The organism is Cellulophaga sp. L1A9, assembly GCF_009797025.1.
GTDB lineage: Bacteria > Bacteroidota > Bacteroidia > Flavobacteriales > Flavobacteriaceae > Cellulophaga.
In genome coordinates, this window is record NZ_CP047027.1 from 1,711,042 (window position 1) to 1,729,899 (window position 18,858).

Here is an 18,858-nt window from a genome sequence, read left to right on the forward strand (position 1 = left end):
GGTACTAAGTTAAGGAATAGAATCTAAGTCTTGAAGTCCAAAAAACAGTTGAGAAATAATATTAATAGACGAATTTTCTGCTGATAAATTCCCCTCGAGCACTACCTTATTATCTTCTAGTTGTTGTGCATTAATTCTAAGTGATTTTAAAATTTCTGCAAGCTTATCTGCTTTCGAAATTTTCAAATCTTCCTGCAGACGATCAAACTCAGCAGAAATACTAAAAAAATAACTTCCCGTTTTCATAGTGTTTATTACGGCTCCCTTTTGCGTAGAAAAAGACAATAAAGAAGTTGTGTCGCTTTCATAAAAAGAATACATAGGCAAGGCCTTTAAAACACCGTTCTCTATAGTTCCCTGCTTTTTAAAATAAGTTTTAAGTGTGGTATCAGATGCAATACTTAAATAAATTAAAGGCGCTTCTTTCTCCTGTACCGCAACGGTTTCTACCTTCTCAAAATTATCATCGTATTCATAAGTAACAATACTATCTGTTTGCTGTGTAGTCCCTTTTATCGCAAGACTTAACACTCCCGTAGTTTTTTCAACCAAAGTACCGACATCAATATTATTTTTTTTAAAAAATGAAAAGTCACTCAGAAATTCAGCTGCACTTTCTTTATTCTCAGCATTAGAAAAATTAGCATCTAAATACACCTGTAATGAAGCATCTGGAATATCTGAATGCTGAATTGTTGTATTAAACTTATTAGGGGTATCCGTATATATAATTCCTGATAAATAAGCTTTCCCATCATAGAAGTTTAAGTGTACTTGACTTTTGCCTTTTAAATACGTAATATGGTCGTCAGCGTCTTTTAAAATTTGTATATAAGGGTGGTCTGTTTCTGAAATTAGCTTCTTATTCAAGAGAACATCATCAAAAACTGACTTACATAATTCAAACGATTTTTTCGGAGCATAAGCTATAGCAAGAGTTTTATCATTCCAAGCATAAATAAGCTTTGTTTTCTCATCTAGTGCATACCTATACTCTTTTTCAACAATAACACAATTTCGATCTGCTAAGTATTTTTCAGCATACTTATTAAACGCTTCTACATCATTAATTGGCAGGGTTGTAAATAGTGTATTTTTCACATTCTTCATGGTATAAAAAACCAATGAATATGGTTTTAAATTTACACCCTTTTTAATGTTCTTTTTATCTTTTTTGTCCTTTGAATTATCTGAAAAATCTACGTGATCCCAATAAAACATTGGTGAAGAAAAAGCATCAACCAAAATAGTCTTTTGAAGATCATGCAAACCTATTTTTAGTACGCTCTCAGCATCTTCATGAATGCGATTTTTAAGAGAGGCAGATTTCTGGTACTGCACATAAATAAAATACCCTACCACTGCCAAAACTAGCAATGATAAGGTGATTTTTAAGAACTTTTTCATGAATTAATGTATTATTTAATCTACTAAAGCATCAATCATATTTAAAAAATAAGCCAAACTATTTTTGTGTCCTTTCCCTTCAGGTGTATTTAAAATCATCTCTCCCTCAAGAACATTACCTTTCATTTTACCTACTCTAAATTCTAAATCTTCTACATTATTAGAGATATAATCTAATTTTTCTCTATAAGAATTAGGAACCATATCTTCTGGAATATCCTTAGTAAGGCTTTTTCCGTTGATATAAATACTTCCTGCATTTTTAGAAATAAGTTTTTTGTGTCTTCCTGAAACCTTAGCATTATAAGTACCATTACTCATCGCTGTGATATCTGCCTTAGAGTTACTAATTAATAAGGTATTATCTTTAAACAACATGTTTACTGTAAATGGTGCATCAGGAATTTCAACTTGGTAGAATCCGTTTTCTGCAGTAACTGCTCCTTCTTTTATACCAATTTTCATGATACGGTTAAAGATCTCTTTCTCTTCTGAAGTAACCATCAAAATAAATTTTGGAATAGGCTCCGTCTTCGTTTTAGTAACCTCTATACTTTCATAATTTTCATCATAGTCATAGGTAGTATACGTTACCTCAACATTTTCTACCCCATTCATAACCAACAACATATCTCCACGAACCACTTTGGCGATAGCCTCTTCGTCTAATAAAATTGAAATTAATCGGGTTGCAATAGGTACAAAATCTTCTAAATGTTCTTTCTCTACACCTTCAAACATTGCATCTACTAATTTAGGGTATGCGCTTAAGGTGCCTTCTGTACTTGTATTTATTGAGAAATAACCATTCATGCTATCTTCATTAAAATACTTAAAAAAGTTTTTATTCATTTTACCATTGTATATGGCTCTTTGGTATTCTGCCATTTCATCATTCATGGTGTATACTGTTTTGATCGATGCATTTGTATCGTCAAAATTTAATTTAGAAGTTAAAGACATTCCTCCATATAATCTATCAAAATTAAACATATCATAAGGGTTATCACCATAATAGCCCCCTCCAAAATAAGAAGGTATTGCGTCTCTATATAAAGCCGTAAAATCATTGACCCAAACAGTAGCTTCATCTTTTCCTGAGCCTATACTCTTCACATAAGAACTATTCTTTAAAATACTTCCTTCAGCATAACTGCCTTTCATTATTTTCTTTGCTTTTTCAATAATAGAAGCTAAAGATACTAGTCTATCAGCTGCTCTCTTAGCTGCTCTTATTTCACGCTTTCTATCTTGCTCCTCATAGTAATCATCATTGTAATAACTAGAATCATCATATTCGGTAGATTCTATTACAGTTTCTTCTATTTCATCTACATAAATATCTTCTATAATTTCTGCAACCTCTTCAACTTCTGCAACACCATCTTCTGTGATAGTACCTTCGATATACAATCTTTCTACTTCATTTTCTGTATTAGACGTAATAGTCACTGTTTTACTTTGGCTGCCACTCTTATTAGAACTATCAAACTTAACCAAAATAGTTCCTGACTCCCCTGGTGCAATTTCTTCTGAAGAAAAGCTAGGAACGGTACATCCACAACTTGCTTTTGCATCTGTGATTACTAAAGCTGAATCTCCTGTATTCGTAAAATTAAACGTATGTTCTACCACATCGCCTTCTTTAATCGTCCCAAAATTATAGGTAGATTCATCAAAACTCAATATAGGGTAATAACCTGCCACTGCATCTGCAGCCTCTTCTACCGCTTCTACAGTATAATCGTAATCATCATAACCATACACATCGTCATAATTACTTTCCTCCTGAGCGATTGTAATTAATAAGGTATCGTCATTCCACATGGTTACCATGTTATCATAACTCTCTACCATATATGAAAGACCACCTTCATATTGAATTTTTTCTTTATCACTTTCTGATAAAAGACTAAAAAAACCGCGTTTATCTTTTAGTGGAACTAGAAAGCTATGTGTAAAAACACCTTCTTCTGTCTCCATAAAGTAATAGAAATTTGCAGACAAATCAATTCCCAGTGTTTCTAAATCAGTTACAGAACCGTCGGTTTTTCTTGACAATTCCTTTATAAACATCTTTCCCATTTTAGAATTTTCAAATTCTGAAACGGAAACTAAATCGGTAATATTTCTTCCTTTAAGAGCTATAACAACACTTGCATTCTTTGGCACTTTTGATATTAAATCTTGCGCAGAAACTACTAATGTAGCAAAGCAAAGAGTTGTAAAAAGTAATACTTTTTTCATTGAAAAGGGTATTTATTATGGTTGAACTATTTAGATAATTGTATTGTATTTGCCACACTTTTTTCTCCTAAAATAAGAGACATTGCATCTATTTTTAAAAAAACTGCTTTTTTGTTTGGGGCTATTTTTGCATTCCCATTAGAGCTGCTTTTAATTTCATTTTTAAAGCGGTAAATACTCGTAAAGGTTGCATCATTAAATATTTTCCGATCTTCTCCTTTAAGTCTATAAAACGTTTTTTTTATCTTGGCATCATAAGAAAAATAACGCTGAAAATTATTTGTAGCTGTATTGTATGAGAAATTAGTAGTATTGAAATTCGTTTTTTCTTTTTTGTTCTGTTGTTTTATTAGATCCTGAAAAACAGCATCTAAACTTGCCACCTTATCAAAATTACAGGAAAGTGTGAAAATATAATTTTCGTAATCTGTAGTCTTTTTAATATTTGTAATACCATTTATGGTTTTTAAATGATTCTCAGCATCTTTCAAGGCTAAGTTAATATCATCCTTAGAAGGAACTTTATAACCATTTACACTATCTAATAACATTACCGATGCTATTTTACTTTTACTTCTACTCAGATTAAAAGTAACCAACATAGTACCACTGCCATCAGCATTTAGATTTATCTCTTCCAAAACTTCAAAACAGCTTGTAAAAAGTAGCATTGAAAAAAATAGAATAAAATAGAATGTAGTTTTTCTAATCATATGCATATGTAATACTAGTTAAGTATGTAAACTTCTAATTATGTTACAAATTGTGTAAACTATTTTTTAATTTTCAGATTACTGTACAAAGAAATAACATAAAACAAAAACGAAATACCCTGAATACCGTGAATTTTAAAAGACGTAAAAAGCTGGTTTGAAATTCCGAAATAGCGAAAAAATAGTTGTCCTTAAGAAATAGCGCTTAAAAAAATTGCTCAAATAACAACTATAATCTATTGAATTTATGAGCACCAATCACTAACTCCTACAAATTAAACAACCACTTACAACATCTTATGTTGCATATTTTCTCAGGCCTTATTTCATGCTTCAAGATTTGCAGATAATGACTCAATACTTACAGAGCCATACTAAAGCAAGCAGTAAGTTTGAGTATAATTATTTGAAAATCAACGCCTAGAGGTTTAAATAATTGTATTAATAATAACAATAAACCTAAATTATTACATGATGAAAAAACTAAAAATGTTTACTTTTTTACTAGGAGGAATTCTCCTTGTAAACTGTTCTACAGAAGATCCTGACACTGCCAGTAACCTTGAGGAACTAGACGTATTAAAATTTTCTGCGACGCAAGCCTTTTTCGTTGGCGATAATCGCACCGATGCAACAACACTTAATGGTGGATATTGGTGGACCATCTATAAAGAAGGCGGCTGGGGTAAATTAAATTTCTCTGGTGCACAAACGTATCCTGGTAACTTTGAAATAGAATATAAGAACAACCAAGATATTGTTGGTGGTAAAGGCTGGGAATATGGGCAATGGAATAGAGTCATTAATTACAACATTGGAACCCTAGAAGGTTCTTACAAATTTGTTGGAGCTTATGGTTGGGCAAAAGCTACCTCTGGCGAATTAATTGAATATTATATTGTTGATAAGAAAAAGGGAAATGGAATTCCTGGAGTAAATAAAAATCAGGACTTTACTGTAAATAACAAAAATTACAGATTTTTAGTTCAAGATAGAGACGGACCCTCTGTAGAAGGTGATAAAAAGTTCAAGCAATTTATTTCTGAAAACAAAAACCCAAATAGTATTGCTTTAAATGTAGATCAGAGGATTAGCTTCCAAAAACATGCTGAACACTGGGGCACCTATGGTAACGAAGGCAGTTTAAATAACTGGGGTTGGTACCAAGTTTTTGGTATTGAAAGCTTTAACTACAATGCAAGTCAAAATGACGGTAATGGAAACTGGGGTAAAATAAATGCAACAATCTGGTAAACTAAATCTATAAAAGTGCCCGCAACAATTTTAGTTCGCCTACACTTAATCCTGCTTTTTTAAATGAAAAAATCTACAGTATACTTCTTATTTATTTCAACACTTCTTTTAAATAGCTCCTGCGCAGAAAAGAAGGTAGAACCTCTTACTCCCGCTAATTTTATTTTTGTAGAAGGAGGAATGATGAAAAATAAGAATTCTCAGTTGTATGGAATTAAAGGCAAAGTTCTTGACTTTTATATGGGTAAATATGAAATTACACAAAAAGAATGGAATGAAATTATGCCCAAAAACCCTTCCAATACTATAGGTGACAGTTTACCTGTTGAAATGGTTACTTGGTATGATTGTATCAGGTATTGCAATAAAAGAAGCAAAAAAGAAGGCTTAATTCCTTATTATGATATTGATACTACTAAAGACACTTTAGAGGGAGATATTCGTATAAATAGAAAAGCGAGCGGTTACAGATTGCCAACAGAGGTAGAATGGGAGTATGCTGCTGGAGGTGGGCAGCTAAGCAAAAGTTTTACATATAGCGGTAGTGATGTAATTGACAGTGTCGCCTGGACTTGGAAAAATACTGGCGATACTATTCTTTCTGGAAACTGGAATTACAGAAGTATGCAACACAATCATTGCTCTACTAAACCTGTGGGCTTAAAAAAACCTAATGAACTGGGTTTTTATGATATGACAGGCAATGTAATGGAATGGTGTGAAGAATGGCATGTAACGGAACATATCTCTAAAGGAACATACCGAACACAAAGAGGTGGCGGATGGATCAACATAGATGATTATGCTAAAGTAGCTCACAGAGGTTATAATGAAGCCAAAAGAAAAGCTATGGATCAAGGCTTTAGAATATGTAGAAACAAAGACTAAAATTTTCGCTTGAGCTTTTTATAGTACTTACAAAACAAAAACTCCGGCTATATGCCGGAGTTTTTTATACTATTTATTCCTTAGGAGGATCCATTTTAAAGTCTTCCATGAATTTGGTGGTGTAATTCCCCGCCAAATAATCTGGATGATCCATTAATTGTCTATGAAAAGGTATGGTTGTTTTTACACCTTCAATTACAAATTCATCTAAAGCACGCTTCATTTTATTAATAGCCTCTTCTCTTGTTTGAGCCGTAGTTATTAATTTTGCGATCATAGAATCGTAATTTGAGGGTATAGTATACCCGCTATATACGTGCGTATCTAAACGAATACCGTGACCTCCAGGAGTATGTAATGTTGTTATTTTTCCTGGTGAAGGGCGAAAATCATGGTAGGGATCTTCTGCATTAATTCTACATTCAATTGAATGTAACTTTGGCAAATAGTTCTTACCTGAGATTGGCACACCTGCAGCTACAAGAATTTGCTCACGAATAAGATCGTAATCTATTACCTGCTCTGTAATTGGATGTTCTACCTGAATACGTGTATTCATCTCCATAAAATAGAAGTTACGGTGTTTATCTACCAAAAATTCTATAGTACCTGCGCCTTCATATTTTATATATTCTGCTGCTTTTACCGCCGCTGCTCCCATTTCTTCTCGCAACTTATCTGTCATAAAAGGAGAAGGTGTTTCTTCGGTAAGTTTTTGATGGCGTCTTTGGATAGAGCAATCTCTTTCGGATAAATGACATGCTTTACCGTATTGATCACCCACAATTTGAATTTCAATATGACGTGGTTCTTCAATAAGTTTCTCCATGTACATACCACCATTACCAAATGCAGCTTTAGCTTCTTGAACAGCACTATTGTAAAGATCTTCTAATTTATCTTCACTCCAAACAGCACGCATTCCTTTTCCACCACCACCAGCGGTTGCTTTAATCATAACGGGATATCCCATTTTTTTAGCAATCTTCTTGGCATCTGCAACATCTTTTAATAAGCCATCAGAACCAGGTACACAAGGTACTCCAGCTTCTTTCATTGTTAGTTTTGCAGTAGCTTTATCACCCATTTTATCTATTTGATCCCCAGAGGCACCAATAAATTTAATATCGTGTTCTGCACAAATTCTTGAAAATTTAGAATTTTCAGACAAAAACCCATATCCTGGATGAATAGCATCAGCATTTGTAATTTCTGCTGCCGCTATAATATTAGGTATTTTTAAATATGACTCACTACTAGGTGCTGGGCCAATACATACTGCTTCATCTGCAAAACGTACATGCAGACTTTCTTCATCTGCTTTAGAATAGACTGCAACAGTTTTGATCCCCATTTCACGACAAGTCCTGATAATGCGCAGTGCAATCTCTCCTCTATTTGCAATTAATATTTTTTTAAACATCTTTTGAAATTTTATATGTTGAATCCTAAATTTTAAATGGATTTTAAATGGTTGAAGACAACCATTTAAAATTTAAGTATCTAAAATTTCTTATGATGGATCTACCAAAAATAATGGTTGATCAAATTCCACTGGTGAAGAATCGTCTACTAATACTTTAACGATTTTACCTGAAACCTCAGATTCAATATCATTGAATAATTTCATTGCTTCAATAACACAAAGTACATCTCCTTTGTTTATTGTACTCCCTACTTCAACAAAAACAGGTTTTTCTGGTGATGCTTTTCTATAGAATGTACCAATAATTGGAGACTTGATGGTAATATATTTATCATCATCATTAACCTCTGCTTTGGCTGCAATTTCTACTGAAGTAGCATCTTCCTTAGCAGGTGCGGCTGGCATCATTTGATTTTGTGCCATTGGTATTTGTTGAACATATGTAGTTGGTTCTAAACCAGCTGCCCCAGTGCGGATCGTTATTTTGATGTCTTCCATCTCTAATTTAACCTCGCTAGCACCAGATTTGGCTACAAATTTAATCAAGCTTTGAATTTCTTTAATATCCATCGAATTCTAGTTTAATATAATAGTTGATATTGTTATTTTGAGTTATATGCCCATTTTAAATATATAGATCCCCAAGTGAATCCTCCTCCGAAAGCAGCAAAAACTAAGTTGTCCCCTTTTTTTAATTGCTTTTCGTAATCGTATAATAAAAGCGGTAAAGTTGCCGATGTCGTATTGCCATACTTTTGAATATTCATCATCACTCTATCATGATCCAAGCCCATTCTATTGGCTGTGGCATCAATAATACGCTTATTGGCTTGATGTGGTACCAACCAAGAAACATCATCATGTGTTAATGAATTACGTTCCATGATTTCAGCTGCTGCGTCTGCCATTTTAGACACGGCAAATTTAAATACTGTTTTCCCGTCTTGAAAAATATAGTGTTGTTTATTCTTTACAGACTCTTCAGTGGCCGGCATTATAGACCCACCACCATTCATACTTAAATATTCTCTTCCATTACCATCAGAGCGCAAATACTCATCTTGCATTCCTAAACCTTCTTCATTGGGCTCAAAAAGTGCAGCACCTGCTCCATCTCCAAAAATAATACACGTAGTTCTGTCTTCATAATCAATAATAGACGACATTTTATCTGCCCCTATTAAAAGTACTTTCTTATACTTTCCAGATTCTATAAAACCTGCAGCCGTAGACATTCCAAACAAGAAACTTGAACATGCCGCTAGCAAATCAAATGCAAACGCATTAGTAGCACCTATTTCTGAGGCTACAAATGCAGCTGTTGACGCCACTAAAGTATCCGGTGTTGCCGTACCCACTAGTACTAGATCTATTTCACTAGGGTCTATACCCCTCTTTTTTATTAAATCTTCCGCAGCTTTAATAGCCATATATGACGTACCAACTCCTTCTTTTTTAAGTACTCTTCTTTCTTTAATACCTGTTCTAGTAGTGATCCATTCATCATTAGTATCTACTAGTTCTTCCAACATTTTATTCGTCATTACGAACTCAGGGACATAGCCCCCTACCGCCGTGATGGCCGCTGATAGTTTAGTCATTTAGAAACGTTTTTGTGCTTAAATCTTTAAAAAAGCAACAAATTTGGTGAAAAATAGTCAATTTTTGCGACTTTTTATCTTAAAAACTCTTGTTTTTAAAAATTTGAATTGCTGTCATAAAAAAACTCCCAACTTTTACAAGTGGGAGTCCATATACTTTCATCAGAAGTTAATTAAGCAACTGCTTCTTCTGTATTATCAATTAAAACTTGGCCTCTGTAATATAATTTACCTTCATGCCAGTGTGCTCTGTGGTACAAATGCATTTCTCCAGTTGTTGGATCTTTTGCAAGAGTAGGGGCAACAGCCTTATAATGTGTTCTTCTTTTATCTCTTCTTGTTCTGGAAATCTTCCGTTTTGGATGCGCCATTTTTAAAACTTATTTATCCGTTAATAACTTTTTTAATGAATCCCAACGAGGATCCGTTTCTTTATTTTTATTTTCTTTTACTTCCTTTGGATGTAATTTTTCTAGCTTTTCTAATGTTGCTGACTTTAAAGTGCCATCCTCAACTCCAGGATGTACTTTTTTAAGCGGCACAGCTAAAACGATCATTTCATAAACATATTGTGAAATATCTACCTGAAAATCCCCGTGTGGGAGAATCAGAATTTCATCATTGTCATCATTAAACTCTTCACCAAACTTAACTAGCAGCTCTAAATCAGCTTCTATAGGTTGGTCATAAGGCTCATTGGTAACATCACAATAAACGTTTACTGTACCCGTCGCAGCTATCTCTAACTCTAACATCGTACTAGATCTATTTAATATCACTTCTAATTGAATAGCAGCGTTATTAAACTCATCATATTCAAAAGATTCAAAGAACGTATTCTCTATTTCAAAATTAAATTCGTGTCTTCCCTGCTTCAATCCTGAAAAAGGAATCACAAACTCTTTATGCTTCTTCATGTTTGACACTTATTATTAGTGCTCCTGCCACGTAAAGGCGGGTGCAAAGATACTATTATTTTACTAAAACCCAACTTTTTAGCTTATTTTGTAAAATAGCGTTTAGAGGCTGTATTTACTACTATAATCAGCTAAAAATTATTTCTCGCCCAACTTATTTATCTAAATTCTCGTTTTAATCTTGACTTTTTAAGTGGATTTGCCGTTAGCTCGCTATATTCTTTTCTATTTCTAAAAATTTCTATCGCCTTAAAAACAGCTTCCTCAAAAGAGCTATGATCTGCCTTTCCTTTTCCTGCAATTTCATATGCAGTTCCATGATCTGGAGAAGTACGCACTTTATTTAAGCCCGCAGTATAATTTACTCCTTTTCCAAACGATATCGTTTTAAACGGAATTAAACCTTGATCGTGGTATGCTGCTAAAATAGCATCAAATTTCTTGTAACCATCAGAACCAAAAAAGCTATCTGCTGCATAAGGGCCAAAAACCAAATGACCGGCCTCTGAAAGCTCGTGTATTGCTGGCTTTAAGGTATCATCATCTTCTTTCCCTATAATGCCATTATCTCCACTATGCGGGTTAATCCCCAATATTGCAATTTTTGGCTTAGAGATACCAAAATCCATTTTCAAAGAATTTTCTATGGTAGCTACTTTACTTTTAATTAATTCTGGCGTAATAGCCGTCGCAACATCTTTTACCGCAATATGATCTGTAAGCAACCCTACTTTTAAATCGTCTGTGATCATGAACATTAAACTTTCTCCTTCCAACTCTTGTGCAAGAAAATCTGTATGTCCTGGAAAATTAAAATCATCAGCCTGTATATTGCTTTTATTTATTGGAGCCGTTACCAAAACATCTATTGCTCCTTCTTTCAATGCTTGCACTGCAGCTTTCAATGATTTGATAGCAAAATCTCCAGCCTCTTTAGTGGCCTCTCCAAATTTAATATTCGGAATTTCGCGCCATACATTAACGACATTGATTTTACCATCTAAGGCCTTAGACGCCTCTTGCACCCCATGATAGTTAATCTCTATATTTAGTTCAGATTTTTGATATGATATTGTTTTATTTGATGCAAAAATCACAGGAGTGCAGAAATCTAACATTCGAGTATCTTCAAAAGTTTTCAATACGACCTCACAACCTATTCCATTTAAATCGCCAATAGAAACCCCTACTTTAATTTTTTGTCTTTCCTCCATGATATCTTATGGGTTTATAGTAATTTTACACCACAAAACTAGTTAATTAAAACGACACATGTTTACAGGAATAATTGAAACTTTAGGAGAAGTAAAGACTTTACAGAAAGAAGACACTAATTTACACATTACTGTGAAGTCTACAATTACTCCAGATCTTAAAATTGACCAAAGTGTATCTCATAATGGTGTTTGTTTAACCGTTGTAGCTGTAAAAGGCGATTCTTACACCGTAACAGCTATTGATGAAACCTTACAAAAAACAAATTTAGACCAATTAAATGTTGGGGATAAGGTAAATTTAGAACGTGCTATGATTCTAGGATCCCGTTTAGATGGCCATATTGTTCAAGGACACGTAGACCAAATTGGAACCTGTATAAACGTGGAAGAAAAAGACGGAAGCTGGTTATTTACTTTTGAGTATGATGCTACCTTAAATAACCCTACGATAGAAAAAGGCTCCATCACTATTGACGGAACCAGTTTAACTGTCGTAAATTCAGGCAACAACACCTTTAGCGTTGCTATTATCCCTTACACCTACGAGCATACTCGTTTTAAAACCTATAAAAAAGGAACTATTGTTAACCTTGAATTTGATGTCATTGGAAAATATGTAGCTAAATTAATGGCTAATAGGATTTAATTTTTAGCGACACCATTCTTGTATTCCGCAACAATACCCTCTGCTTTATCCTTGTCTTTCTCTAATACAGATAAGGATATTGTAGATTCTGTGCCCCCGACAAAACCGGCAATCACGCCAGAATTCTGTTCGTTTTTTTCAATAAACGGAATGTTTGCTTCTTCAAATAGGCCTTTTAAAAGAATAACTGCTACTTGAGTACCACTATATATTTTAGTGTATTTTTCACTATCGATCATAATATTTCTTGTTTAAATTAAAACTACAATAATCTTATGGATAGCCACTAAACTTTAATAAAAATTTGTCTTTTATAAAGTACAAAAGCTAATAATAAATAGCAACTCATTACGGTAATAGCATAAAGTAATGACGAAAGCTGCATGGGTAAAAAATCATGAACATACAAGGTATTGAAGAGCCAAGAATGTATTGAAACACGATCCTCACCTACCTTAATTAAACCAAATAACTTACCAATAAAACTAGATAAGAAAAAAACGGTAATAGCATTTGCCCCTGCATATTTGAAAATAGTTCCAAATTGCACTTTTTTCACATCTGTACTATAATAAATTAAGGCTAAAATTAAATTGGCCCAACCAGCGGTTACCAATACAAAACTACTAGACCACAACGCTTTATTTATTGGAAAAATAAAATGCCATGCATGTCCCACAATCAGCAACATCACTCCTAAACCCAATATTATTGTCGTTTTGTTTTGTTGCTTTGAAAGTAAAATTTTTCCTGTAAAAACACCTAGAAGACAACTGGCAATTGCAGGTATGGTACTCAACAAGCCTTCCGGATCATAGTCATCTTTCCACATGTGGCTCCCTAAAACATTTAAATCGATATAATTTGTCAGGTTATTTGGAGCCCTATCAAAGGTAGAAGCTATTCCGTTTACAGGAATAAAACCCATAGCCACCCAATACCCAACAAGTATAAACACGGTAACTCCTATCAATTGTTTCCAATTAAGATTTAGAAATAAAATAGAGGTAACAAAAAACACAAGCCCAATTCTTTGCAACACACCCGGAAAACGAATTTCAGAAAAATCTTTTACAAATGGAAAACTTAAGGTAAAAGCCCCTAAGAACAAGCCTAACCCTATTAATTTAAGACTCCTACTTATAATTTTTTTATAGGTGCTCGCCGTAACTTTTTTAGTGCTGTACGCAAACACAATAGAGGTACCGACAATAAATAAGAAAAAAGGAAATACCAAATCTGTTGGACTATAGCCATGCCAATCGGCATGTAGAAAAGGAGCATATACTGCGGCCCAAGTACCTGGGTTATTTACTAAAATCATCAAAACAATCGTCATCCCCCTAAAGATATCTACCGCAATAATTCTTTCTTTCATCTATTCTAAGGTTTAGCTGGTCCAGCTTTAAAGTTAATTATTTTACGATACTTTTGCACCCCATTCAGCCACACAGTACATGTATTTAATCCTTTTATCAAATATTTCGCAATCTTCTTGGATATTGGCATTTTTAGCCGCAATAATTTTAGGAATTTCAAAGTCGGGAATTAAAGGTATTGCTATTATTATTGTCACTTTAATGGCTATTGCGTTTGGGGCTAAAGAATCTACAGGTCTTATTGTGCCATTACTTATCGCTGGTGATATTTTTGCCGTAATTTATTATAATAGACACACGCAATGGAGGTATATCTTACGTTTTTTACCGTGGATGATTTCTGGTGTACTCATTGGTGTTCTTATAGGAAAAGATTTAGACGAAGAGACGTTTAAATTTGGAATGGCCTTTATAATACTTGGGAGTGTTGTAATGATGTATTGGTGGGATCGCAGAAAAAGTAAATCTGTACCAACACACTGGGCATTCGCAGGATCTATAGGTATCATGGCTGGGATCACTACAATGATTGGAAATTTAGCAGGTGCTTTTTCTAATATTTTCTTCTTAGCTATGCGATTGCCTAAAAATGAATTTATTGGTACTGCTGCTTGGCTGTTCTTTATTGTCAATGTATTTAAACTGCCGTTTCACATCTTTGTATGGGAAACAATTACACCAGAAACATTGTGGATTAATCTAAGATTGGTTCCCGGTATTTTATTGGGCCTTTTAATAGGGGTACGTTTGGTTAAAATAATTAAAGATGAATTTTATCGAAAAATGATTCTTATTTTAACTGCTTTGGGTGCTTTGCTGATTTTAATTCGATAATCCCTACGGTCGTACTACACCTAAAGCCCTAACTTAGGCTAGGAAAAAAAATACTTTGACTTTTAAAAATGAAAAAAGGGCATTTGAAATTGCTTTCAAAATACCCTTTTAGGGGAACATAACAAACACTTTACTATTCAACCATTTGTAATTGGGTTTGTTATCGTTCTTGCACTTTTATAACATGGTTAGTGTTTGTGCTTACTCGCTAAATTATTATCGCCGTTATTTAAAACTGACGTTTCTTTTTTTACTTCTTCTTTACTTGTTTCTAGTACTGGCGCTGCTAATACCCATGTGGTTACACATAGCAATCCCATCACTATTGATATTGTTAATTGTTTCATTTATAGGTTGTTCTTTTTTTTTAAAAAATGTGCTTAACTTCTTTTTAATTGAGAATAAATTCAACACCAAAAAGAGTGAATACAGAAAACAAATTGTGCTCGACACAAACAGAAAAAATACTAAATATGAAGAATTCATATGTTATAATTTATTTATGGTTACTAAGCTAATCATATGTTCTCTAGATCTTTAAACTCTTTCAAGCTTCAAATCTTATGTAAAAATAGGGCACTAATACCATCTCGAAGAATTGTAAATGGGCAAATTCAATTCTTCGTTAATAAGCATGATTAAATCGTTAAAATACATTTTAACAATATTTTTCCTACACAATATATTAATAATTGTGTAAAGTAGATAATTTTTTTAATTGGATTTAAGAATGGAATACGAACGTATTGCCATATTAACTTAGGGCTATTTAAGATATTTAGCCATTGTTTTTAAAAGATCGTCGTGCTCAAAAGGCTTAGATAAAACAGCATTCATTCCCGCCTTTTTAAAAGCTTTTAAGTCATCTTCATAAGAATATGCAGTGATGCCTATAATCGGTATTTTTTTTATGTTCTTAAAAGGGAAATCTCGGATTACTCTAGCGACTTGATCTCCACTAACATTAGGTAAATTAATATCCATTAATAATAAATCGTAATCTTCATTAATCAATTTCTCCATAATCATAGCCCCATCACTTACCAGGTCTATATAAAAGAAATTTGTATCTAAAAGTAATTTAAACAAAACAGTTTGAACGTTAATATCATCTTCTGCTAAAAGAATTCTATATTTTTTATCTGTTTTAAATATGGCTTTTTTCTCCTTCTTTTTACGAGGTGTAATAATGCTCGTCCTACCATTATTGGGCAATGGTTGTTTTAAGGTTAAATCAAAATAAAAAGTAGAGCCGTCTTCGACATTAGAAACTACTTTGATTTCTGAATCCATTAACTTTAGCAATCCTTTTACGATAGATAAGCCCAATCCAGTACCTTTAGACACTTCTGAACTTTGGTTTCCATCTAGCTGAGAAAAACTCTCGAAAATAGTTGTTTGATTTTCTATTGAAATACCCGCCCCAGTATCTACCACCTCAAAACGCAAGTTTAATCTATTTGCTCTTTTTTGATTTAATTGGATGTCTAGTGTAATTTTTCCACTTTGAGTATACTTAAAAGCATTATCCAATAAATTAGTAAGTACTTGAAACAAACGTAAACGGTCTCCTTCAACTAAGTCTGCAATTTTCTTATCTACCTTAACTTCAAAATCAATATTGCTGTCACTTGCCTTCGTTTTATACGTGAATCGTAATAAATCAAAGAGCTGTGATAAACTAAAGATATTTTCTCGTAGCTTAAGCCTTCCAGAAGAAATCATACTAATACTCAAAATATCATCTAAAAGAAATTTTAGATTGGAATTAGACTGCTGTAAGAACGCCAACATATCTTGCTGTTGATTGCTAAGTTCTGTATCTGATAATATCTTGGTGATTGAAATTATACTGGTCAGTGGATTACGCAACTCATGACTAAAATTACGAATAAATGAGTTTTTAAAATTTTCTCTTACTTCTAATTCGGCATTTTTTATAGCCACAAGCTCACCATTTATAATGGATTCATTACGGGTTTGCGCAATAGCCTGGTATTCTGTATAATGACTTGTATAGTCTGATATAATGACTAAATAACCTTCTTTCTTTTTAGCAAACCTAATATCTGCAACATAATCCTTATCCTCAAAATTTATATGCACACAATTAAATAAGACCTCCTTATCTAAAGTATCTTTTATAGAATCGAAAGTATAGAAAAATGCGTGTACCTCAAATATTGAAGTTTTTACTTCTAAATTTAAAAAGGCTTGATCTGACTGTAGAATAGTACCCTCTTCATCTATTAAAACAAATTGAACATTTTTTGTCGCATATTCTTTGTGGTACTGATCTAGCATTCTAATGTAATAATTTAGCTAAATGTAGGAACAAATCATTTACCGCATTACCTGTTTTGGCACTCGTTAAAAAATTTGTTTCTATATTATTTTTCTTAAATAATTTTTCTAAATCTTCTTTCAATACTAAATCTACTTTATTACCCACCACCAAAAGTGGTGTCTTTGATATTTTAGTTCTTACAGAATCTAAATCGGAATTTAAAGCCTGAAAGGTAGAAGGTCTGGTCACATCAAATACAAATACAACGCCATGCGTTCCTAATAAATACGCATCTCTTATAGTTGTTAGATCATCTGTTCCTTCTAAATCCCAAAGTATAAGTGATACTTTTTCTTCTGGAGTAATGGTTACTACCTTTTTTGTGATATGAACGCCAATAGATACCTTATAGTTGTCTGAAAAACTATCTTCTACAAAACGCCTAATTAATGAGGTTTTACCCACCCCAAAATGTCCTAAGACTACAATTTTTTTAGATACTTGCATTTTCAAATTTTACGAGTAGCTCTTTTTCAAGTGTTTCTCTGTCCATTATTTTTTTATCTGATTCCTTTTCTGAAGCGAAAAGTGAATCTAAATTTTTCCCCATAAAATCATCGTAAAAATCGAAAATAAGGTCTTGAACCTTATCCTTTGAACTCATAGAATAATTGCCTGAAATTACTACCGCTACGTAATACGAGACAAAACTCTGTAAGTGAATATTGTATAATTCGTATTCTATTAATTCTAAATTCTGATTTTTCTGTCCGAAAGCATCTTCTACGAAACCCTTTATCGCTGTTAGCATTCCTGAAATCATATCCTCATCTATCGTTTCAGACTTGGTATAACTCGCTGCTAAAATACCAGAACCTCTTTCTATTAAAAGCACCTGTTCAATGTGCGCGGATTGCAATTCACTAAGAATAATTTCTTCTTCTTTTACACCACTAAACCAGGATTTAAATTTTGTTTTCCAACGTGATGCTGATAATTTCTGATTAATTTTCTCTGATAGAATTTTCATCTCCTGAGAGATGTATTTCTTAATCATTTTACCTAAAATAGGATATAGGGCATCTACAATATCATCTTTATTCTTACGAATTTCTTCCTTTAAGGTTTCCGTAATTGTAGGCCCTAATGTCTTAGGAATATCTGCTATAAATTCGTCTATTTTTTGAGCGATTATAGGGTTCACCTTTTCCGAAAGTTGTTCTCTTTCATTAACGGTTTCTTCTATAACTTTTATACGATTCGCTATTTTTTCAGCAAAAACACGGTCATCAGTAAACAAAATGTCCCTAAGAAGCTCTACTTTGTCTTTCTCCACCATGATAATTTTATTTAAAAAACTACTTTTTGCTTACTTTTTCCCCTAATTCGATTAAAATATTGCCCAAAGTCTTTTTATCAAGTTTTTCAGCATCTAGAGTTTCAATCTTGTCTTCTAATTTTTCTTCTAGCTCCGTTACTCTAATATTAACGTCTGTAGCTACAGAATCTAAAGCTGTATTAAGCTCTGTTCTTACTTCTTCAATAAGCTCTTCTAAAATTCTCTTCTTCTCAAGAATATCTTTTCTAAGCGCTTCAAATTCAGAGTCATACGCCTGAATATCATCACCAAAAATAAGGTTTTTGATTAAATCGATTTTTGAACCTACTTGTTCGTCCTTGTTATTTAAATCTATTACCGGCTTACTATTTGTTGACATATGCAGAAAAATTGGTTGAAATTGTTTGTTGTGCTCCCACTTTTTTATCTATAAGTTAAGCCCTTATCTTTAATAAAAGGCTTTGATTCAGAAATAAATAAGTAGGTAAAATTACTAAATTTAGCCGAGACCGCAAGGATAGTAGAGCTCTATCTAAATTATTAGAAAATTTGAAATATAAGTTTTCATAGATTTGGTTTACTTTTTTTTTGATAAAGTAACCCTAGTACTTAAATCTGGATGGCTACAAGCCAAAAAGTGAAAACTAATACTTTGGTAAGTATTAGTTTTCACTTTTAATAGTATTCAATGTCCGTTTTTTTA

At 33.0% G+C, this 18,858-nt stretch carries 20 protein-coding genes; 4 read left to right on the forward strand and 16 right to left on the reverse strand.

The window, feature by feature from the left end:
* Positions 1–9: 9 nt before the first annotated feature.
* Genes GQR94_RS07320 through GQR94_RS07330 form a run of 3 tightly spaced genes read right to left on the reverse strand, consistent with a single transcriptional unit; the run spans position 10 to position 4,367 of the window.
* Positions 10–1,407 (reverse strand): hypothetical protein, encoded by a 1,398-nt coding sequence (locus GQR94_RS07320; protein WP_158974871.1) that lies wholly within the window; start codon positions 1,405–1,407, stop codon positions 10–12.
* Between the two features lie 15 nt (positions 1,408–1,422).
* Positions 1,423–3,654 (reverse strand): DUF1573 domain-containing protein, encoded by a 2,232-nt coding sequence (locus GQR94_RS07325; RefSeq protein WP_233268655.1) that lies wholly within the window; start codon positions 3,652–3,654, stop codon positions 1,423–1,425.
* 26 nt (positions 3,655–3,680) lie between these two features.
* A complete protein-coding gene (locus GQR94_RS07330) occupies positions 3,681–4,367 on the reverse strand; it encodes a hypothetical protein (RefSeq protein WP_233268656.1) in 687 nt (228 codons plus the stop codon).
* A 471-nt stretch (positions 4,368–4,838) separates the two neighbouring features.
* Here GQR94_RS07330 and GQR94_RS07335 point away from each other — a divergent pair, with 471 nt between their 5' ends.
* Positions 4,839–5,621: a glycoside hydrolase family 11 protein gene (locus GQR94_RS07335; RefSeq protein WP_158974873.1), complete on the forward strand. Its 783-nt coding sequence runs from the start codon at positions 4,839–4,841 to the stop codon at positions 5,619–5,621.
* Between the two features lie 63 nt (positions 5,622–5,684).
* Entirely contained in the window at positions 5,685–6,509 is an 825-nt protein-coding gene (locus GQR94_RS07340) for an SUMF1/EgtB/PvdO family nonheme iron enzyme (RefSeq protein ID WP_158974874.1), read from the forward strand.
* Between the two features lie 73 nt (positions 6,510–6,582).
* Here GQR94_RS07340 and accC read toward each other — a convergent pair whose 3' ends face one another.
* The 6 genes from accC to pdxA form a co-directional block, all read right to left on the reverse strand.
* The gene (gene accC / locus GQR94_RS07345; RefSeq protein ID WP_158974875.1) at positions 6,583–7,932 is read right to left on the reverse strand and encodes an acetyl-CoA carboxylase biotin carboxylase subunit; all 1,350 of its coding nucleotides are present in this window, start codon (positions 7,930–7,932) and stop codon (positions 6,583–6,585) included.
* Positions 7,933–8,022: 90 nt separating this feature from the next.
* On the reverse strand, positions 8,023–8,505 hold the full coding sequence (gene accB / locus GQR94_RS07350) for an acetyl-CoA carboxylase biotin carboxyl carrier protein (protein WP_158974876.1): 483 nt from the start codon (positions 8,503–8,505) through the stop codon (positions 8,023–8,025).
* Positions 8,506–8,537: 32 nt separating this feature from the next.
* Positions 8,538–9,536, reverse strand: coding sequence for a beta-ketoacyl-ACP synthase III (locus GQR94_RS07355; RefSeq protein WP_158974877.1), 999 nt, complete (start codon positions 9,534–9,536; stop codon positions 8,538–8,540).
* A 173-nt stretch (positions 9,537–9,709) separates the two neighbouring features.
* Entirely contained in the window at positions 9,710–9,907 is a 198-nt protein-coding gene (rpmF, locus tag GQR94_RS07360) for a 50S ribosomal protein L32 (RefSeq protein WP_013550138.1), read from the reverse strand.
* A gap of 9 nt (positions 9,908–9,916) precedes the next feature.
* Positions 9,917–10,453 carry a DUF177 domain-containing protein gene (locus GQR94_RS07365; RefSeq protein ID WP_158974878.1) on the reverse strand — a complete coding sequence of 179 codons (537 nt, stop codon included), beginning with the start codon at positions 10,451–10,453 and terminating at the stop codon, positions 9,917–9,919.
* A 158-nt stretch (positions 10,454–10,611) separates the two neighbouring features.
* Complete coding sequence (gene pdxA / locus GQR94_RS07370) at positions 10,612–11,667, reverse strand: 4-hydroxythreonine-4-phosphate dehydrogenase PdxA (protein ID WP_158974879.1); 1,056 nt, start codon at positions 11,665–11,667, stop codon at positions 10,612–10,614.
* Between the two features lie 58 nt (positions 11,668–11,725).
* Between pdxA and GQR94_RS07375 the strand changes: the two genes are divergently transcribed.
* Complete coding sequence (locus GQR94_RS07375; protein WP_158974880.1) at positions 11,726–12,316, forward strand: riboflavin synthase; 591 nt, start codon at positions 11,726–11,728, stop codon at positions 12,314–12,316.
* On the opposite strand, the gene GQR94_RS07380 is transcribed toward GQR94_RS07375, so the two are convergent.
* Complete coding sequence (locus GQR94_RS07380) at positions 12,313–12,555, reverse strand: putative signal transducing protein (RefSeq protein ID WP_158974881.1); 243 nt, start codon at positions 12,553–12,555, stop codon at positions 12,313–12,315. The genes GQR94_RS07375 and GQR94_RS07380 overlap by 4 nt on opposite strands.
* Before the next feature lie 47 nt (positions 12,556–12,602).
* Positions 12,603–13,694, reverse strand: a complete 1,092-nt coding sequence (locus GQR94_RS07385; RefSeq protein ID WP_158974882.1) for an acyltransferase family protein — start codon at positions 13,692–13,694, stop codon at positions 12,603–12,605.
* A gap of 79 nt (positions 13,695–13,773) precedes the next feature.
* On the opposite strand from GQR94_RS07385, the gene GQR94_RS07390 reads away from it, so the two are divergent.
* Positions 13,774–14,529, forward strand: a complete 756-nt coding sequence (locus GQR94_RS07390) for a sulfite exporter TauE/SafE family protein (protein WP_158974883.1) — start codon at positions 13,774–13,776, stop codon at positions 14,527–14,529.
* 188 nt (positions 14,530–14,717) lie between these two features.
* Here GQR94_RS07390 and GQR94_RS07395 read toward each other — a convergent pair whose 3' ends face one another.
* The 5 genes from GQR94_RS07395 to GQR94_RS07415 form a co-directional block, all read right to left on the reverse strand.
* Positions 14,718–14,876 (reverse strand): hypothetical protein, encoded by a 159-nt coding sequence (locus GQR94_RS07395; protein ID WP_158974884.1) that lies wholly within the window; start codon positions 14,874–14,876, stop codon positions 14,718–14,720.
* A gap of 418 nt (positions 14,877–15,294) precedes the next feature.
* Positions 15,295–16,833: an ATP-binding protein gene (locus GQR94_RS07400; RefSeq protein ID WP_158974885.1), complete on the reverse strand. Its 1,539-nt coding sequence runs from the start codon at positions 16,831–16,833 to the stop codon at positions 15,295–15,297.
* 1 nt (position 16,834) lies between these two features.
* Complete coding sequence (locus tag GQR94_RS07405) at positions 16,835–17,323, reverse strand: Rab family GTPase (RefSeq protein WP_158974886.1); 489 nt, start codon at positions 17,321–17,323, stop codon at positions 16,835–16,837.
* The gene (locus tag GQR94_RS07410) at positions 17,310–18,155 is read right to left on the reverse strand and encodes a cell envelope biogenesis protein OmpA (RefSeq protein WP_158974887.1); all 846 of its coding nucleotides are present in this window, start codon (positions 18,153–18,155) and stop codon (positions 17,310–17,312) included. The genes GQR94_RS07405 and GQR94_RS07410 overlap by 14 nt, the downstream gene beginning before the upstream one ends.
* A gap of 19 nt (positions 18,156–18,174) precedes the next feature.
* Positions 18,175–18,534 (reverse strand): fructose 1,6-bisphosphatase, encoded by a 360-nt coding sequence (locus GQR94_RS07415; RefSeq protein ID WP_158974888.1) that lies wholly within the window; start codon positions 18,532–18,534, stop codon positions 18,175–18,177.
* Between the last annotated feature and the right edge of the window lie 324 nt (positions 18,535–18,858).

Excerpts from the sequence above, each read along its gene's own strand:
- GQR94_RS07320 (WP_158974871.1), bottom strand. The coding sequence starts at position 1,407 with ATGAAAAAGTTCTTAAAAATCACCTTATCATTGCTAGTTTTGGCAGTG.
- GQR94_RS07325 (WP_233268655.1), bottom strand. The coding sequence starts at position 3,654 with ATGAAAAAAGTATTACTTTTTACAACTCTTTGCTTTGCTACATTAGTA.
- GQR94_RS07330 (WP_233268656.1), bottom strand. The coding sequence starts at position 4,367 with ATGATTAGAAAAACTACATTCTATTTTATTCTATTTTTTTCAATGCTA.
- GQR94_RS07335 (WP_158974873.1), top strand. The coding sequence starts at position 4,839 with ATGATGAAAAAACTAAAAATGTTTACTTTTTTACTAGGAGGAATTCTC.
- GQR94_RS07340 (WP_158974874.1), top strand. The coding sequence starts at position 5,685 with ATGAAAAAATCTACAGTATACTTCTTATTTATTTCAACACTTCTTTTA.
- accC (WP_158974875.1), bottom strand. The coding sequence starts at position 7,932 with ATGTTTAAAAAAATATTAATTGCAAATAGAGGAGAGATTGCACTGCGC.
- accB (WP_158974876.1), bottom strand. The coding sequence starts at position 8,505 with ATGGATATTAAAGAAATTCAAAGCTTGATTAAATTTGTAGCCAAATCT.
- GQR94_RS07355 (WP_158974877.1), bottom strand. The coding sequence starts at position 9,536 with ATGACTAAACTATCAGCGGCCATCACGGCGGTAGGGGGCTATGTCCCT.
- rpmF (WP_013550138.1), bottom strand. The coding sequence starts at position 9,907 with ATGGCGCATCCAAAACGGAAGATTTCCAGAACAAGAAGAGATAAAAGA.
- GQR94_RS07365 (WP_158974878.1), bottom strand. The coding sequence starts at position 10,453 with ATGAAGAAGCATAAAGAGTTTGTGATTCCTTTTTCAGGATTGAAGCAG.
- pdxA (WP_158974879.1), bottom strand. The coding sequence starts at position 11,667 with ATGGAGGAAAGACAAAAAATTAAAGTAGGGGTTTCTATTGGCGATTTA.
- GQR94_RS07375 (WP_158974880.1), top strand. The coding sequence starts at position 11,726 with ATGTTTACAGGAATAATTGAAACTTTAGGAGAAGTAAAGACTTTACAG.
- GQR94_RS07380 (WP_158974881.1), bottom strand. The coding sequence starts at position 12,555 with ATGATCGATAGTGAAAAATACACTAAAATATATAGTGGTACTCAAGTA.
- GQR94_RS07385 (WP_158974882.1), bottom strand. The coding sequence starts at position 13,694 with ATGAAAGAAAGAATTATTGCGGTAGATATCTTTAGGGGGATGACGATT.
- GQR94_RS07390 (WP_158974883.1), top strand. The coding sequence starts at position 13,774 with ATGTATTTAATCCTTTTATCAAATATTTCGCAATCTTCTTGGATATTG.
- GQR94_RS07395 (WP_158974884.1), bottom strand. The coding sequence starts at position 14,876 with ATGAAACAATTAACAATATCAATAGTGATGGGATTGCTATGTGTAACC.
- GQR94_RS07400 (WP_158974885.1), bottom strand. The coding sequence starts at position 16,833 with ATGCTAGATCAGTACCACAAAGAATATGCGACAAAAAATGTTCAATTT.
- GQR94_RS07405 (WP_158974886.1), bottom strand. The coding sequence starts at position 17,323 with ATGCAAGTATCTAAAAAAATTGTAGTCTTAGGACATTTTGGGGTGGGT.
- GQR94_RS07410 (WP_158974887.1), bottom strand. The coding sequence starts at position 18,155 with ATGGTGGAGAAAGACAAAGTAGAGCTTCTTAGGGACATTTTGTTTACT.
- GQR94_RS07415 (WP_158974888.1), bottom strand. The coding sequence starts at position 18,534 with ATGTCAACAAATAGTAAGCCGGTAATAGATTTAAATAACAAGGACGAA.